This is a genomic window from Saccharothrix algeriensis, assembly GCF_016907655.1.
Lineage (GTDB): Bacteria > Actinomycetota > Actinomycetes > Mycobacteriales > Pseudonocardiaceae > Actinosynnema > Actinosynnema algeriense.
Map to the genome: position 1 here is coordinate 1 of NZ_JAFBCL010000001.1, position 14,563 is coordinate 14,563.

Consider the following 14,563-nt stretch of genomic DNA (forward strand, 5'->3'; position numbering starts at 1 on the left):
CGCCATCCGGCGCTGCCCCAGGTGCGCCGTCCACTCCCCCTCGACCTCGGCGACCACGGCCCGCGCCACCACACCGGCGGCCAGGCCCCGTTCGGCGACCCGGACCAGGCGGGCGCGCGCGTCGGTGGGGTCGGCGGTGCGCTCCACGTAGCCGGCGCGCTCCAGCTGGTCGACCAGGAACCCCGCGGTCTGCCTGGTGACCTGCGCGGCCTCGGCCAGCTCGGCCAGCCGCGAGCCGTGGGGCGCGACGCGCTGGAACAGGCGCGCCTGCGCGGGTGTCACGTCGTCGAACCCGGCCTCCGCCAGCGCCGCGAACACCCGGTGCTCCAGTTCGAGGTGCGGGACGTGCAGCAGCAGGTCCATGTCGAGGTCCGCCAACGTCACTCCTCCCGGTGGTGGGAGCGCTGATTGAACCAGTCGCCGGCCCGTCTGCCACCTACGGCCCGAAGCCCTACCGCGGGCGGCGGGTGCGCCGCACGCCCGGGACGACCGGACCACCCGCCGGGCCGCCACCCGGACGGGTCGACGCCGGCGCGCCCGCGGCCCCGGCGGTGCTCCCGGGGGTGTCGCGGCGGCGCTCCGGGTGATCGCGGCCGGGCCGGGCGTCACGGCCGCCGCCCCAGCCGGGTGAGCTTGAGCGCCAGGTGCAGCTCCAGCCTGGCCGCCCCGTCGGCCAGGTCGCGCCCGGTCAGCTCGGCGATGCGGCCCAGCCGGTAGTACAGGCTGGTGCGGTGCAGGTGCAGGGCCCGCGCGGCGGCGCGGGCGTCGCACCCGCGGTCCAGGTAGACCTCCAGCGTCGTGCGCAGCACGTCGGACAGCCCGGCCAGCACCGCCGCCGGCTCCGCGCCCAGCAGCAGGCGGTAGGCGCCCAGGTCCGACCAGCGCGCGACCCGGGGCAGCGCCGGGTCCAGCGCGGACAGCTCGGCCGCCGCCAGCGCCTGCCGGTAGGCCGCGCCCGCCCGGTCCGGCGGGTGCGGGTCGCTCACCCCGACGTGCCCCGCCAGGTCGGGCGGCGGGTCGGCGGCGGGCACCGTGCGCACCACGCGCGGGTCCAGCGCCACCACGACCCGCACCGGCGCCCGCTCGCCCACCCGCACGGCGGCGGCCAGCACGGGCAGGTGGCCGGCCACCGCCGCCGGGTCCACCTCGCCGAGCACCCACAGGTGGCCGACCAGCGCCCCGTGGTGCCGCAGCGGGAAGCCGACGCGCCCCTGGAACCCCAGCGCCTCGTTCGCGGGCACCCGCACCGGCCCGGTCGCGGCGGCCACGCCGTGCCGGTCCTGCCACTCCGCGACCTCCGGCGGCACCCGCCGGGCCAGGATCGCGCGCACCCGCGCCGCGTCGACCTCGTCGGTCTGCGCGCTGTGCCCCACCACCCGGCCGGTCACGTCGTCCACGGACACCCCGCGGCCCAGCACCCGGGACAGCTCGTCGAGCAGCTCCTGCATTCCGACCACTGTAGGAACAACTCCCGACCGGGCGCGGTCGCGGCGCGGGTCCGGCCGGCCCTAGCGTCGGCGGCGTGACCGACAGCAGGATCGCCCCGTGGGCCTCGCCGCGCGCCCGCCGCCGCCTGGCCGAGGTGGAAACCGCCGTGTCCGCCGACCTGAGCGCCGCCGGGGTCGCCCGGACCGTGCGCGCCGCCCTGGACGCGCACGCCGCGCAGGTCGACGACGACGGCATCGTGCTCTACGCGGGCGCCAACGTGCTCAGCCCGACCGCCGCCGCGGCGATCCCGACCTCGCTGTCCGGCCGGCCCAGCATGGGCTGGCCGGGCGAGAAGTACCAGGTGGGCCTGGAGCACCTGGACACCCTGGAGGTGCTGGCCCCGCTGCTGGTCGCCGACCTGGTGGAGGGCGCCCACGCCGAGGTGCGGCTGCAGAGCGCGACCCTGGCCAACCTCGCGGTCTACACCGCCTTCGCCCGGCCCGGCGACACGATCGCCGTGCTGCCCGAGGCCGCCGGCGGGCACGCCAGCCACCACGCCCGAGGCGTGCCGGCGGTGCGCGGGCTGACCGTCGTGGACCTGCCCTACGACCCGGGGCGGTTCGACGTCGACCACGCGCGGCTGCCCGGCTTCCTGCACGCGCACCGGCCGCGGGTCGTGGTCCTCGGGGCCAGCCTGATGCTGTTCCCGCACGACGTGGCGGCGGTGCGGGCGGCGTGCGACGAGGTCGGCGCGATCCTGCTCTACGACGCCTCGCACGTGGCGGGCCTGGTGGCGGCCAAGGCGTTCCAGCGCCCGCTGCACGAGGGCGCGCACGTGCTGACGTTCTCCACCTACAAGTCCTTCGGCGGCCCCTCCGGCGGCTGCGTGGTCACCCGCGACCCCGGGCTGGCCGAGCGCGTCTCCACCGTGGCCTACCCCGGGATGCTGGCCAACTACGACGCCGGCCGCCTGGGCGCGCTGGCCGTGACCGCCGCCGAGCTGGCCGAGCGCGGCGCGGACTACGCGGCGGCGTGCGCGGCCAACGCCCGGGCGCTGGCCCGCGCCCTGCACGACGAGGGGTTCGCGGTGGCCGGGCGGGACGGCGAGTTCACCCGCTCCCACCACGTGGCCGTCGACGCGCTCGCCCTGGGCGGCGGCGAGGCGGCGGCGGTGCTGCTGGGCGAGGCCGGCGTCTACCTCAGCGGCATCGGCCTGCCGTGGCAGCGGCCCGACGAGGGCCTGCGCGGCCTGCGCGTCGGCACCCAGGAGATCACCCGGCGCGGCTTCACCCCGCGGGACCAGCCGGCCGTCGCGGCGCTGCTGCGCCGGGCCCTGCTGGACCGCGAGGCGCCCGACCGCGTCCGCGCCGACGCCGTCGCCCTGCGCCGGGAGGTCAACCGCCGGCCGGCGTGACCGGGGCCCCGTCGCCCTGCGGCCGAGCCGGGTGAGGCGCACGACACCCCCGGTTTTGGACGATCGTCCAGTACGATCGTCCAAAACCGGGAGGCACGATGTCACAGGTCAGGGAGCGGCTGCTCGGCGCGGCCGCGGAACTCATCGCCGAGAAGGGCTGGGGCGCGGTCAGCACCCGCGTGCTGGCCGAGCGGGCGGGCGTCGGGTCGGGCGTGGTGCACTACCACTTCGACTCCACGCAGGCCGTGCTGGTCGAGGCCGCCGTCGGCGCGCTGCGGGCGGCGCTGGCGGGCCTGCCCGACCTGCCGGCCGCCGCCGAGCCCGAGCAGGTCCTCGACGCGCTGCTGGCGGCCCTGGACGAGGCGGGCGGCCAGGAGCTGTTCACCGAGACCTTCCTCGCCGCCACCCGCAACGACGACCTGCGGCGCGCCGTCGCCGCGGTGCTGGCCGACTTCCGCCGCGTCCTGGCCGCGTGGCTGGCCGACCGCGGCGTCCCGTCCCCCGAGGCCACCGCGGCGGTGCTCGCGGCCTCGGTCGACGGCCTGCTGCTGCACCGCGCGCTGGACCCGGGGCTGACCCGCGCGGTCGTCGTGCCCGTCCTGGGCCGGGTCCTGCGATGAGGGTCGTGGTCTGCGGGGCCGGGATCACCGGCCTCACCCTCGCCGGCCTGCTCGCGGCCGACGGCCACGACGTCGTGGTGCTGGAGCGCTCCCCCGCCCCCCGCCCCGAGGGCTACATGATCGACTTCTTCGGGCCGGGCTACGACGTCGCCGAGCGGATGGGCCTGCTGCCCCGGTTCCACGAGCTGGGCTACCGGTTCGCCGAGGCCGGCTACCACGACGCGACCGGCAGGCGGCGGGCCGGGCTGAGCTTCCGGCGCTTCGCCGAGTCCGTGGGCGGGCGGATGGTCAGCATCATGCGCCCCGACGTGGAGCACGTCCTGCGCACCGCCCTGCCGGCGCGGGCGGCCCCGCGCTACGGCGTGTCCGTCGTCGGGGTGGACGACCGGGCCGACGGCGTGTCGGTCGCCCTGTCCGACGGCACCGCGCTGCGGGCCGACCTGCTGGTGGGCGCGGACGGCATCCACTCGACCGTGCGGCGGCTGGTGTTCGGCGAGGAGCGGCGGTTCCTGCGCCCCCTGGGCTTCCACACCGCCGCGTTCACCTTCACCGACCCCGAGGTGCACCGGCTGGTCGAGGACCGGTTCTGCCTGACCGACACGGTGGACAGGCAGGTCGGGTGCTACGGGCTGCGCGACGGGCGGGTGGCGGTGTTCACCGTGCACCGCACCCCGGACCGGACCCTGCCCGACGACCCCCGGGCGGCGGTGCGCGCGGCCTACGGCACGCTGGGCTGGATCGTGCCCCGGGCGCTGGACCGGTGCCCGCCGGAGGTCTACTACGACCTGGTCGCCCAGGTCGAGCTGCCCCGGTGGAGCACCGGCCGGGTCGTGCTGGCCGGCGACGCGTGCGGCGCGGTGTCCCTGCTGGCCGGGCAGGGCGCGTCGTTGGGCATGGGCGGGGCGTTCGCGCTGGCCGGGCACCTGGACGACCCGGCCGCCTACGAACGCCGCTGGCGCCCCGTCGTCACCGGCAAGCAGCAGGTCGCCCGGTCCGGCGCCCGCTGGTTCCTGCCCGCCACGGCCCTGCGCCTGCACGCCCGCCGGTGGATGATGCGCCTGGCCGGGCTGCCGTGGGTGGACCGCCGGATCGCCCGCAGCCTGGTCGGCAAACCGACCGCGCTGGTCGGCGACTGATCGCGCTGGTCGGCGACCGGCCGCGCGTCACGCCGACGGGTCCGCCCACCGCGCGCGGGCGGCCGGGACCTCGGCGGCCACCGCGGGGCGAACGCCGCCGAGGCCGGCTCAGCGGGGACCGGCCGCCGCGGCGCAGCGCCGGGCCAGCCGCGCGAAGGCCGCCCTCAGCTCGGGCGGGCCGACGACCTCGATGTCGGCGTCGAACCCGCCGAGGGCGGCGGCCAGCGCGGGCCACGACCAGGAGCCCAGCACGAGCCGGCAGCGGTCGGGGCCCAGTGGCTCGACCACCCCGTCGCGCAGGTGGCCGGACACGGCGTCGGCGGGCAGGCCGAGGACGACCTCGCCGCGGCAGGGCCAGTCCGCCGGGCCGGCGGAGCCGCGGAACCGGCCGGTCACGAAGGCCGGCACGTCGCCCCCGGGCACCTCGCGCGGGGTGAAGCGCGGCCCGGTCGGGACGCGCGGGGTGACCCGGTCGGCGCGGAAGATCCGCCAGTCCGCGCGGTCGAGGTCCCAGGCGAGCAGGTACCAGCGCCCGCCCCGGGCCACCAGGTGGTGGGGCTGCACCCGGCGCGGCGGCCGGTCGGCGGCCGGGGTGGTCGCGCCCTGCGGCGGGGAGACGGGGGCGTAGTCGAAGCGCAGCACCTCGCAGGCGTGGACGGCGGCGGCCAGGGTGGCCAGCACACCGCTGTCGACCTGCGGTTCCGGTCGGGGCCACGCGACGGTGGTGAACCCGAAGGTGTCGACGCGGCGGCGCAACCGCGCGGGCATCACCTGCCGCACGGTGTTCAGCGCGCGCACCGCGGCCTCCTCGATCCCCGCGCCCGCGGTGGTGGCGATCCGCAGCGCGACGGCGAGGGCCACGGCCTGCTCGTCGTCGAACAGCAGCGGCGGCAGCTCGGCCCCGGCGCCGAGCCGGTAGCCGCCGTCGGGCCCCTTGACCGCCGCGATGGGGTAGCCCAGCTCGCGCAACCGGTCGACGTCGCGGCGCACGGTGCGCGGGCTGACCCCCAGCCGCTCCGCCAGCAGCGCCCCGGGCCAGTCCCGGCGCGCCTGGAGCAGCGAGAGCATCGACAGCAGCCGCGCTGAGGTTTTCGGCATGACCCCCATCCTGCCCCAGGAAGCGGACACATCCTGGCCGCTTCCGCCCGCTGCCCGGCGAGACGCCGGCCGACGTCCTCCGCCGCCACGAGCAGGCCGCCGCCCGGACCGCGCAGGCCGCCGCCACCGTCGCCGACCTGTCGGCCACCCACCCGCTGCCGGCGGCGGCGTGGAACGAGTCGGGCGCGGTGTTCGGCGTGCGCCGCGTCCTGACGCACCTCATCGCGGAGACCGCCCATCACGCCGGGCTCGCCGACATCCTGCGCGAGGCGCTCGACGGACAGGAGTCGAGCTGCCCCCCGTCGCGGTGGGGCCGGGCGCTCGCCCGGCCCCACCGCGCCCGGGATCAGCCGGCGGGCTCGCCGAACCAGCGGGAGAGGTGCCCGTCCAGGTCCAGTTGGTCGTCGCCGATCCAGGCGACGTGGCCGTCGGGGCGCAGCAGGAGGCACGGGACGTCCAGGGCCGCGGTGGGGTCGGCGAGGTGGTCCACCCGGTCCGACCAGCCGCCGACGCCCAGGCGCCCGGTGCGGTCCAGCAGCAGGCCGCGGCCGCGGTGCAGCAGGTCGTAGAGGCGGCCCCGCCGCACGTCGATGTCGGGCAGGCGGCGGCCGAGCAGGTCGGGGCCCGCGCCGAAGTCGTAGCGGATGCCGACAGCGGTGATCTTCTCGATCAGGTGGCGGTTCACCACGTCGAACTCCACCAGCTCGGTGAGCAGCCTGCGCACCGCCCGCGGGCCCGGCCCGGTGGACAGCAGCTCCAGCTGGGCGCGGGTGTTGTCCAGCACGTCTTCGGCGACCGGGCGGCGTTCGGCCTGGTAGGTGTCCAGCAGCGGGTCCGGCGCCCAGCCGCGGACCTGAGCGGCCAGCTTCCAGCCGAGGTTGACCGCATCCTGGACCCCCAGGTTGAGGCCCTGCCCGCCGAGGGGCGGGTGGATGTGCGCCGCGTCGCCGGCCAGCAGCACCCGCCCGACCCGGTAGCGCTCGGCCAGCCGGGTGGCGTCCCCGAAGCGGGACGACCAGCGCGGGGAGTGCACGCCGAAATCGGTCCCGGCGACGGCGCGCAGCCGCTGCCGGAACTCCTCGACGGTGGGCGGCTGCGCGCGGTCGCCGACGCCCGCGGCGGGGACCACCACGCGGTAGACCCCTCCGCCGAAGGGCCTGAGGTCGAAGGACCCGGCGGTGTGGTGGACCTCGGCCACCTTGGCGGCGATCTCCGCCTGCGGCACGCCCACCTCCATCTCGCCCATCAGCGTCCAGTTCCGCGCGGGCTCGCCGGGGAAGCCGACGCCGAGCAGCTCGCGCACCGCGCTGCGCCCGCCGTCGCAGCCGACGAGGTAGCGCGAGCGCAGCCGCTCGCCGTCGGCCAGCTCGACGGTCACGCCCTCCTCGTCCTGTTCGAGGCCGACCACCGCGCACCCGTGCCGGACCCGCGCGCCCAGGTCGACGGCGTGCTCCTCGAGCAGTCGGACGATGACCGGTTGCGGGATGCCCAGCAGGTAGGCGTGCGCGGAGTCCAGGTTCCGGGGCGCGGGTGCGGCGATGGCGGCGAAGAACCCGCCGGCCGGGCGCCGCCGGCCGCGTTCGAGGATGCGCTCCAGCAGCCCGCGCATCGCCATCAGCTCGATGCTGCGGATGTGCAGACCGACCACGCGGACGAACGACGCGGGCTCGGTCTCCTTCTCCAGGACGAGCACCCGCACGCCGTGCAGCCGCAGTTCGGCGGCCAGCATCGCACCGGTCGGCCCGCAGCCGACGACGATCACGTCGGGCCGATCGGCGCCGTCCGCCGACGGCTCGGCGGTGACCTGCGGAAAGTTCATGGTGTTGCCTTTCGGGAGTGCCTTGTCGGCGGCGCTCCCGGCGACACCTACGTCAGTCGCCCGGCCGTGACGGGAAGGGGAGCACCCACAGCGCTACAGCGTTCACGGGTCTCACCTCCTCGGGCGGGGTCACGGTCCACCGCAAGCTACAAGTCCGAGCGCGACCCGTCCAACCCCTTTCCGACGTCGACGCGGGACCTGCGAGCAGGGTGACCGACCGCCCCGGTGGCCCTTGCACACCGCGTTGCGGAGCAGGCGGGGACACCACCGCCTTTCGTCACGGTGACGACCCTCTGGTTCCGGGGGGAACAGCGCGCCTATTCGCCCGGTGTCGGGAGCAGGGCCTGCCCGACGAGGTCGGCGGCGCTGCGGGAGGGGTCCCGGGCGGCGTGGTTGTAGACCTGTTCGGTGGTGTCGAGGCTGCTGTGGCCGACGTCGGCCTGGACGTGGACCAGCTCGGCGCCCGCTTCGACCGCGGTGGTGACGTAGAAGTGGCGCAGGGCGTGGGGGTGCATGGTGTCGGCGACATCGCGCAGCGGGTCGCCTGCCGCTGCGGCGATGCGGCGCAGCAGTTGCCAGATCGCCTGGCGTTGGTAGCGGTTGCCGGTGCGGGTGGTCAGCAGCGGCTGTGACCGTGCCGCGGCACGGCTGCCCGCCCGCGACACCTCGGTGCTGAGGCTGGTGCGGTGGTGCAGGTAGTCCATCAGGGCGGTGTCGGCGAGGGCGTGGAGGTAGACGATCCGGACCTTGCCGCCCTTGCCCCGCACGCGCAGGGCACGTCGGCCCCGGGTGACGTGCAGGTCGGAGCGGTCCAGGTGGCAGATTTCGCTGACGCGCAGGCCGAGGGTGAACAGGGCGACGACCGCGCCGGCGCGTGCGGTGTCCACGGGGCCGGCGCCGCGCCGGGGTGCGACGGCGGCGTCGTAGAGGGCGCGGACCTGCCGGTTGGTGAGGGTGACGGTGCTGGTGGTGCTGTCACGGGCGACGACCAGGCCCAGGCGGCGGCGGTCGAGCGCGGCGGGGTTGCCGGCGGCGAGTCCGACGTCGGCCAGGTGGGTGTAGAGGGCTTTGACGGTGGCCAGCATCCGGTCGCGGGTGGCGACGGCCGCTCCCGCGTCGGCCAGCCGGCCGAGCCAGGTTTTGACCTCGGTCGACCGGGCGCGCAGGGGGTCCAGCCCGTGGTGGGCGCACCAGCGGAACCAGTGCAGGTGCCGCAGGTGACCGCGTGGCGCGGGCGGTGGGCGACGCCCGTCGTCGCTGTCGGCGAGGGAGATGCCCACGGCGTCGGTGTAGCGGTGCACGGCCTGCGCCCAGGCGGTGTCGTGCCACGCCCACTCGCGGATGTCGGCGGCGCCGACCGGCAGGCCGAGACCTTCGGCGTAGGTGCGCCGGGTGGCGGGGTTGCCGTAGCCGGCGAGCCACTCGGCGATCTCGCCGAGCAGGGCCGCCGGGTCGTCCACCCCCGGCCACGGGCCGTCCGAGGGCCCCCGGTTTTTCCGGGTGTCGTCGACGCCGCCGCGGACAGCCTGGATATCACTCATCGTGCCAACCGTTCACCCAAGAGTAGCGAAGATCCGACCACCCTGATCTTAGCTACAAAAGCTTTGTTCTGTAGCTGAGTGATGTTGCGGTTACTCAACTCCAACATGGGGTTGATGGTTGGGTAACCTTCTACTAGGATTCGATCATGACTCAGACCGTGACCAGGACCGGGCGCTGCGCCTTCGAGCGCTGCCGCGAGCCGCTCCCGGCGCCGGGTCCCCGCGGGGGCCGGCCGTTCGAGTACTGCCCGGAGCGCGACTGGCCCGGCGGTTACACGTGCAAGCAGCTGGCCGCCGCCGAAGCCGCGTTGGCCGAAGCGCTCGGAACCGCCCCTTCTCCCCACCTCGCGGGCGCGACGAGCGCGTTCGTCGACACCGCCGACCGCGTGCTGGAGCCGCTGACCGCCCTCGCCTCGGCCCTGCAGGAGCTGCGCACCAGCGCCGCGGCGGAGGTGGCCGCCGCCGCCGAGCAGGCCGACCGGTCGCAGGAGGAGGCGGCACGGGAACGCGCGCTGCGCGAAGCGGCGACCAGGCGGGCCGACCAGGCCGTGGCCGACGGGGACACCGCCGAGCAGGAGAAGCTCGCGGCGCAGGCGGACCGGGAGCTGGCCCGGGAGGAAGCCCGCACCGCCCGCGAGGAGCGGGCCGAGGCGCTGCGCGCCCGCCAGGACGCCGAGGCCGCCAAGCACGAGGCCGACCTGGCCCTGGCCCGCGTCACCGCCGAACGCGACGCCGCCCGCCGGCAGGCCGACCAAGCCGCCGCCACCGCCACGGCGACCGTCGCCGCCATCACCGCCGCCGCCGACCAGCGGGTGCGGGCGGCGAGCACCGCGGAGACCGCGGCGCGCGAGCAGGCCGCCGAACTGCGCGCGGAGGTGAAGGCGCTGCGCCAACGGCTGGCCGAGCAGGAGCAGGAACTCCGGTCCGCCGAGCGGGCGTCCGAACGCCTGCGCGGCGAAACCGAGCAGCGCATCGAGCGGATCACCACCGACGCCGAGCGGCGCGTCGACCAAGCCCGAGCCGAAACCGCCGCGTTGCGCACCGACCAGGACCGGCGGGCCGGCGAACTCGGCGCCCAGACCGAACGCGCCGACCGCCTCCAACGAGCCTGCGACCACTACCTCGAACTGCTCGACCGGATCGCCGAGACCGCCGAGACCGCCGAGCAACCCCCGGGCGACGGCGGAACCGATCCCGCGGGGCAGCGGAGCCCGGCGCTGCGCGCCGTGGCCGTGCTCGCACGCACACGAGCGACCACAGGGGCATGACCCGACCGCGCGGTCCGGGGCCGTGACCGGCGCAAGCGCCTCGACCGACCACACGACCGGGCACACCATCCAGACCCGCCGCCCGCGCGGCGGCCTGCGGGGTGCGCTCCGACTCCAGCAACAGCGGCCGCCGCACCCCGGCACCCACGTGGCATTCGGGCCGGCCTGGCGACCGGGGTCCTCGCGGTCCGGGTTTCGTCAGGGCCGGGCAGTCGAGCCTCGTGCCCGGCTTGGCGCACTCCCCAATTCTGCGGTGGGCGCCCCGCCGACCGCCCCTACCCTGGCCGGGTGCGGCCCGACCGGAACGACCCGGAGCACCCGGCGGCTGACGGTCGCGGGCCCGGCAACGGGATCCGCGCCGACCGCATCGAGGGGCCGGTCGTCCAGGCCGGCACGGTGTACGGCGATGTCAACGTCCACCTGCGCCGGCAGCACCGGGTCGTGGACGAGGAACGGCGGCGCGAGCGGCGGGAATTGCTGAGGAACGGCGCCTCCGGGCTGGGCGCGCTGCTCGTGATCGCCGCGGCGATCACCCTGCCCCACACCCTCCCCTGGGCGAAGAGCGCGCTCACCGACGTCGGCCCCGAGGACGCCCCGAACGTGTCGACGTCCCACGTCGGGGACTGCGCCGCGTGGAACGCCCGTTCCGAGCCGGACCGCTCCGGCGGTCCTGTCCACGGCGGTGTGGCGGTGCTGGTGAAGGTCCCCTGCTGGCACCGGTCCGCCCTCTACCGCGTCACCGCGATCGTGCCCGAGACGGCGGTGCTCGACCGGGTGCGCGCCGGGGAGCAGTCGGGCGAGCAGGCGATCAAGGACCTGTGCCGATCCGAGCCCGGCTGGGGCAGCGGCACCTACGTCAGGTCGACCGACACCGTCTTCTGCCTGGCCCACGACTAGCCGCCCGCCCGGTTGCGGTCACGGCCGGACAGCCGCCCGGCCCGGCGCGGCCCGGGTGACCGGTCACCCGGGCCGCGGCGCCCCGCCGTCCGGGGCCGCCTCGGGGCCGGGCTCGTCCGGCGGCAGCCCGCCCAGGGCGGCGCGGTAGTCGCGGGTGAGGCGGGCGGGCCAGTCGGTGTGGGTGACGACCACGTCGTCGGCGTGGGTGAGCTGGTCGACGGCCCCGACCGGGGCCAGGTCGCGCAACCGGGGGTCGGTGATGCCCGAGCGCAGGGAGCGGACGTAGTCCGCGGCGTTGGCGACCTCGTAGGGGCGGACGGCGTCGTTGACGCCCACCTCGAACGGGGCGCGGCGGGGTGGGACGGGCGGCCCCAGCGCGAGGTCGTTGTGCCGCTCCCCCAGCCGGGTCAGCAGCCGGCCGAGCGCGGCGGTCGCGGTCGGCTCGTCGCCGGTCAGCGCCGCCTCCAGGTCGGGGGTGAGCGCCGGTGCGGCGTCGAGCCGGCCGAAGGCGGCCCCGTGCCACTTGTCGTAGGGCCGGTAGCGCCGCTCCTGGAGGAAGGCGAGGTCCATGGCCAGGCGGCACAGCTTCGCGGTCAGCAGGCGCGTGCCCAGCGCGTCGCCGGTCTCCGCGCAGCGGCCCCGCTGCGGTTCGGCGTTGCCGATCAGGTGCCAGCCGCTGAGCATCAGCCAGCGCCACACGTCCGGCGGGTACCAGCGCAGGGCGGCCCGGGTGCGGGTCAGCTCGCCGGTGTCGTCGCGGAACACGCGCCCGGCGGTGACGTGCAGCAGCCGCTGCTGCGGCAGGCCGAGCCAGTGCGCGGCGTCCAGCCCGGCGCGGGGGTCCAGGCCGAGCGCCCCGACGACCCACCGCCCGACGGTGCTCACCTCGACGTGGTGGGCGACCGACCCGGCGGCCAGGGAGAACCAGGCGGTGGCGAAGCCGTCGAACACCGGCGGCAGGCCCGCGTCGACCCGGGCCGCGACCTCCTCGACGTGCTCGGCGGCGACGAGGACCTGCACGCGCGGGCCCCACTCGTGGTCCTGCGACCGCGGGGTGTCGAAACCGAGCACCTCCGAGCCCTCGCCGAGCAGGCAGGCGGCGTGCGGGACGCCGACCAGCGGCGCCACCGCGCGGGTGTAGAAGGCTTCGGCGAGGTCGAGACCGGGGACGAAAGCGGCTGCCACTCCGACGAGGATATCGGCGCCGGCGGTATTCCGGGCGGCTTTTCGGGCGGCTTTCCGGGCGGCGCATTCCGGGCGCCGCTCCGCAACGGCGGCGGGTTCTCCCGTTCTCCGCGTTGCCCGCCGGTCCGATCGGGCACTAGGGTGTGTCGCGTGACTGCCGGGTCGGCCATGGGCCATTACCGAGACGGGCACCCGGCCGAGGCGTGAGCCCGGGGCGGGCCAGAGGCCCGCCGGTGCCCGCATCCCGCGCCCCGCGCGGTGCCCCGCATTTCCCGGGCGGTGTCGTCCGCCCTGTTCCCGCGCGCCCGACGCGCTTTTTCGGCACGCCTCCCCCCGGTGTGCCCGTTCTCGGCACGGCTTTTTCCCAGGCAGTCCCCAGCGCAAGAGGAGAGCGTTCACGCATGGATTTCAACCAGCAGGTCATCGAGGAGTTCCGCGCCAACCGCGGGCGGGTCGGCGGGTACTTCGAGGGGGGTCGCCTGATCCTGTTGACGACCACCGGCGCGCGGTCGGGCCTGCCGCGCACCACGCCGCTGGCCTACCTGCCCGACGGGGAGCGGATCCTGGTCATCGGGTCGGCCGGCGGGTCGGACAAGCACCCCGACTGGTACCACAACCTCCTGGCCGACCCGGTGGTGACGGTGGAGGACGGTGTCTTCACCTACACCGCGAAGGCGACGGTCCTCGCCGGGCAGGAGCGCGCGGCGGTGTTCGCCCGCGCGGTGGAGGCCGATCCCGGCTGGGGCGCCTACCAGGCCAGGACCTCGCGGGTGCTGCCGGTGGTGGCGCTGGAGCAGGTCGCGGGCGGCCCGCCGGAGGCCGGGTCGGCGGGCGAGGTGCTGCGGGTGGTGCACGACGCGTTCCGGCGGGAGCTGGGCATCATCCGCGGCGAGGTCGCGGCGGCGGCCCCGCGGCTGGGCGCGCAGCTGCGGATCAACTGCCTCACGTTCTGCCAGGGCCTGGAGTTCCACCACCGCATGAAGGACGGCGGGATGTTCCCGGCCCTGGGCGACCGGCACCCGGAGCTGGACGCGGTGTTCGCGCGGCTGCGCCGGGAGCACGAGCGGATGGCGGTGCTGCTGGCGGAGTTGGCGGAGGCGGTGTCGGGTGACGGCGAGGACGTGCCGGCCCGCGTGGACGGGCTGATCGCGGAACTGGAGGCGCACCTGACCTACGAGGAGGAGCAGGTGATCCCGCTGCTGGACGCGTGAGCGGATCCGGTGCGCCTCCCGGCCGTCGGGGTGGCGGCCGGGTCAGCCGGCCAGGAACGCGGTGAGCAGGGGGAGCACCCCCGGGGCGAGCTGGTCGAGCCGGGGCACGCCGGGCGCGGGGTCGGCGGTGAACAGGCCGTGGTCGGCGCCGGGGAACACGGCCAGGCCGGCGGTGTGCGGCGCGAACGCGGCGACGCTCTCGGGCACGGGGATGATGTCGTCCGCGCCGCCGAACAGCGCGAGCACGGGCAGGTCCAGCCCGGCCAGGTGCGCGACCGGGTCGACGTCCATGTTGCGGGCGAAGAACGCCACGCGCTCGGGCCGGTCGTAGACCAGCGACACCTGCGGGTACCAGGGCCGGTCGCGCCACCGCTCCTGGTCGGCGACGACCGCCGCGGGCGAGTGGCCCGCCCGCAGCCGGCGGGTGCGCTCGTCGACCCACGCCAGGGCCTCCCGCGTGGGCAGGCCGGCCAGGACGAGCGAGCGCTCGATGCGCCAGCGCTCCTGGTCGGCCATGGACATGCCCGGCCCGGAGACCACGACCACGTGGTCGACGGCCCCGGTGGCCGCGGCGAGCAGCGAGACCCAGCCGCCCTGGCTCCAGCCGATCACGCCCACCCGGCGGGGGTCGACGCCGGGCCGGTCGCGCAGCACCCGCACCGCGGTCAGCGCCTCGGCGGCGCGGTCGGCCAGCGACTGGTCGCGCCAGTTGCCCGGTGACGCGCCGCAGCCGGGCTTGTCGTGCCAGAGCACGGCCGCGCCGCAGGAGGACAACCACCGCGGCCAGTCGCCGTGGTCCTCCAGCGCCGAGTTGCCCGAGCCGTCGACCAGGACCAGGCCCGGCAGCGCCGGACCGGTGGCGGGTCGGCGCACGCGGGCCCGCAACGCGCCGACCTCGGCGTCCTCGGTGATCCACACCGGTTCCACGGTAGCGGCGGCCCGGTGG

General features: G+C 76.6%; 13 protein-coding genes and 1 pseudogene. 7 read left to right on the forward strand and 7 right to left on the reverse strand.

Annotated features, from left to right (window positions below; translation table 11 throughout):
- A partial coding sequence (locus JOE68_RS00005) for a MarR family winged helix-turn-helix transcriptional regulator (RefSeq protein ID WP_239562068.1) occupies window positions 1–378 on the reverse strand: 378 nt, incomplete at its 3' end.
- A 227-nt stretch (window positions 379–605) separates the two neighbouring features.
- On the reverse strand, window positions 606–1,448 hold the full coding sequence (locus JOE68_RS00010; RefSeq protein WP_204840279.1) for a helix-turn-helix domain-containing protein: 843 nt from the start codon (window positions 1,446–1,448) through the stop codon (window positions 606–608).
- Between the two features lie 74 nt (window positions 1,449–1,522).
- Between JOE68_RS00010 and glyA the strand changes: the two genes are divergently transcribed.
- From glyA to JOE68_RS00025, 3 genes are all read left to right on the forward strand, one after another.
- Window positions 1,523–2,842 (forward strand): serine hydroxymethyltransferase, encoded by a 1,320-nt coding sequence (gene glyA / locus JOE68_RS00015; RefSeq protein WP_204840280.1) that lies wholly within the window; start codon window positions 1,523–1,525, stop codon window positions 2,840–2,842.
- Between the two features lie 98 nt (window positions 2,843–2,940).
- The gene (locus tag JOE68_RS00020) at window positions 2,941–3,462 is read left to right on the forward strand and encodes a TetR/AcrR family transcriptional regulator (RefSeq protein ID WP_204840281.1); all 522 of its coding nucleotides are present in this window, start codon (window positions 2,941–2,943) and stop codon (window positions 3,460–3,462) included.
- The gene (locus JOE68_RS00025; RefSeq protein WP_204840282.1) at window positions 3,459–4,598 is read left to right on the forward strand and encodes an FAD-dependent oxidoreductase; all 1,140 of its coding nucleotides are present in this window, start codon (window positions 3,459–3,461) and stop codon (window positions 4,596–4,598) included. The genes JOE68_RS00020 and JOE68_RS00025 overlap by 4 nt, the downstream gene beginning before the upstream one ends.
- Before the next feature lie 108 nt (window positions 4,599–4,706).
- Here JOE68_RS00025 and JOE68_RS00030 read toward each other — a convergent pair whose 3' ends face one another.
- On the reverse strand, window positions 4,707–5,696 hold the full coding sequence (locus tag JOE68_RS00030) for a helix-turn-helix transcriptional regulator (protein ID WP_204840283.1): 990 nt from the start codon (window positions 5,694–5,696) through the stop codon (window positions 4,707–4,709).
- 35 nt (window positions 5,697–5,731) lie between these two features.
- Here JOE68_RS00030 and JOE68_RS00035 point away from each other — a divergent pair.
- Window positions 5,732–5,965: pseudogene (locus JOE68_RS00035) on the forward strand (mycothiol transferase); the annotation flags it as partial.
- Window positions 5,966–6,042: 77 nt separating this feature from the next.
- Here JOE68_RS00035 and rox read toward each other — a convergent pair.
- Together rox and JOE68_RS00045 are read right to left on the reverse strand one after the other, a co-directional pair.
- Entirely contained in the window at window positions 6,043–7,515 is a 1,473-nt protein-coding gene (rox, locus tag JOE68_RS00040) for a rifampin monooxygenase (protein ID WP_204840284.1), read from the reverse strand.
- Window positions 7,516–7,832: 317 nt separating this feature from the next.
- Complete coding sequence (locus JOE68_RS00045) at window positions 7,833–9,056, reverse strand: tyrosine-type recombinase/integrase (protein ID WP_204840285.1); 1,224 nt, start codon at window positions 9,054–9,056, stop codon at window positions 7,833–7,835.
- Window positions 9,057–9,202: 146 nt separating this feature from the next.
- Here JOE68_RS00045 and JOE68_RS00050 point away from each other — a divergent pair, with 146 nt between their 5' ends.
- Window positions 9,203–10,324: a coiled-coil domain-containing protein gene (locus JOE68_RS00050; protein WP_204840286.1), complete on the forward strand. Its 1,122-nt coding sequence runs from the start codon at window positions 9,203–9,205 to the stop codon at window positions 10,322–10,324.
- 288 nt (window positions 10,325–10,612) lie between these two features.
- Window positions 10,613–11,221 carry a hypothetical protein gene (locus tag JOE68_RS00055; protein WP_204840287.1) on the forward strand — a complete coding sequence of 203 codons (609 nt, stop codon included), beginning with the start codon at window positions 10,613–10,615 and terminating at the stop codon, window positions 11,219–11,221.
- A gap of 63 nt (window positions 11,222–11,284) precedes the next feature.
- On the opposite strand, the gene JOE68_RS00060 is transcribed toward JOE68_RS00055, so the two are convergent.
- Window positions 11,285–12,406, reverse strand: a complete 1,122-nt coding sequence (locus tag JOE68_RS00060; protein WP_204840288.1) for a DUF4037 domain-containing protein — start codon at window positions 12,404–12,406, stop codon at window positions 11,285–11,287.
- 401 nt (window positions 12,407–12,807) lie between these two features.
- On the opposite strand from JOE68_RS00060, the gene JOE68_RS00065 reads away from it, so the two are divergent.
- Window positions 12,808–13,617 carry a nitroreductase/quinone reductase family protein gene (locus tag JOE68_RS00065; RefSeq protein ID WP_204840289.1) on the forward strand — a complete coding sequence of 270 codons (810 nt, stop codon included), beginning with the start codon at window positions 12,808–12,810 and terminating at the stop codon, window positions 13,615–13,617.
- Between the two features lie 42 nt (window positions 13,618–13,659).
- Here JOE68_RS00065 and JOE68_RS00070 read toward each other — a convergent pair whose 3' ends face one another.
- Window positions 13,660–14,535 carry an alpha/beta hydrolase family protein gene (locus JOE68_RS00070; protein ID WP_204840290.1) on the reverse strand — a complete coding sequence of 292 codons (876 nt, stop codon included), beginning with the start codon at window positions 14,533–14,535 and terminating at the stop codon, window positions 13,660–13,662.
- Window positions 14,536–14,563 lie beyond the last annotated feature (28 nt).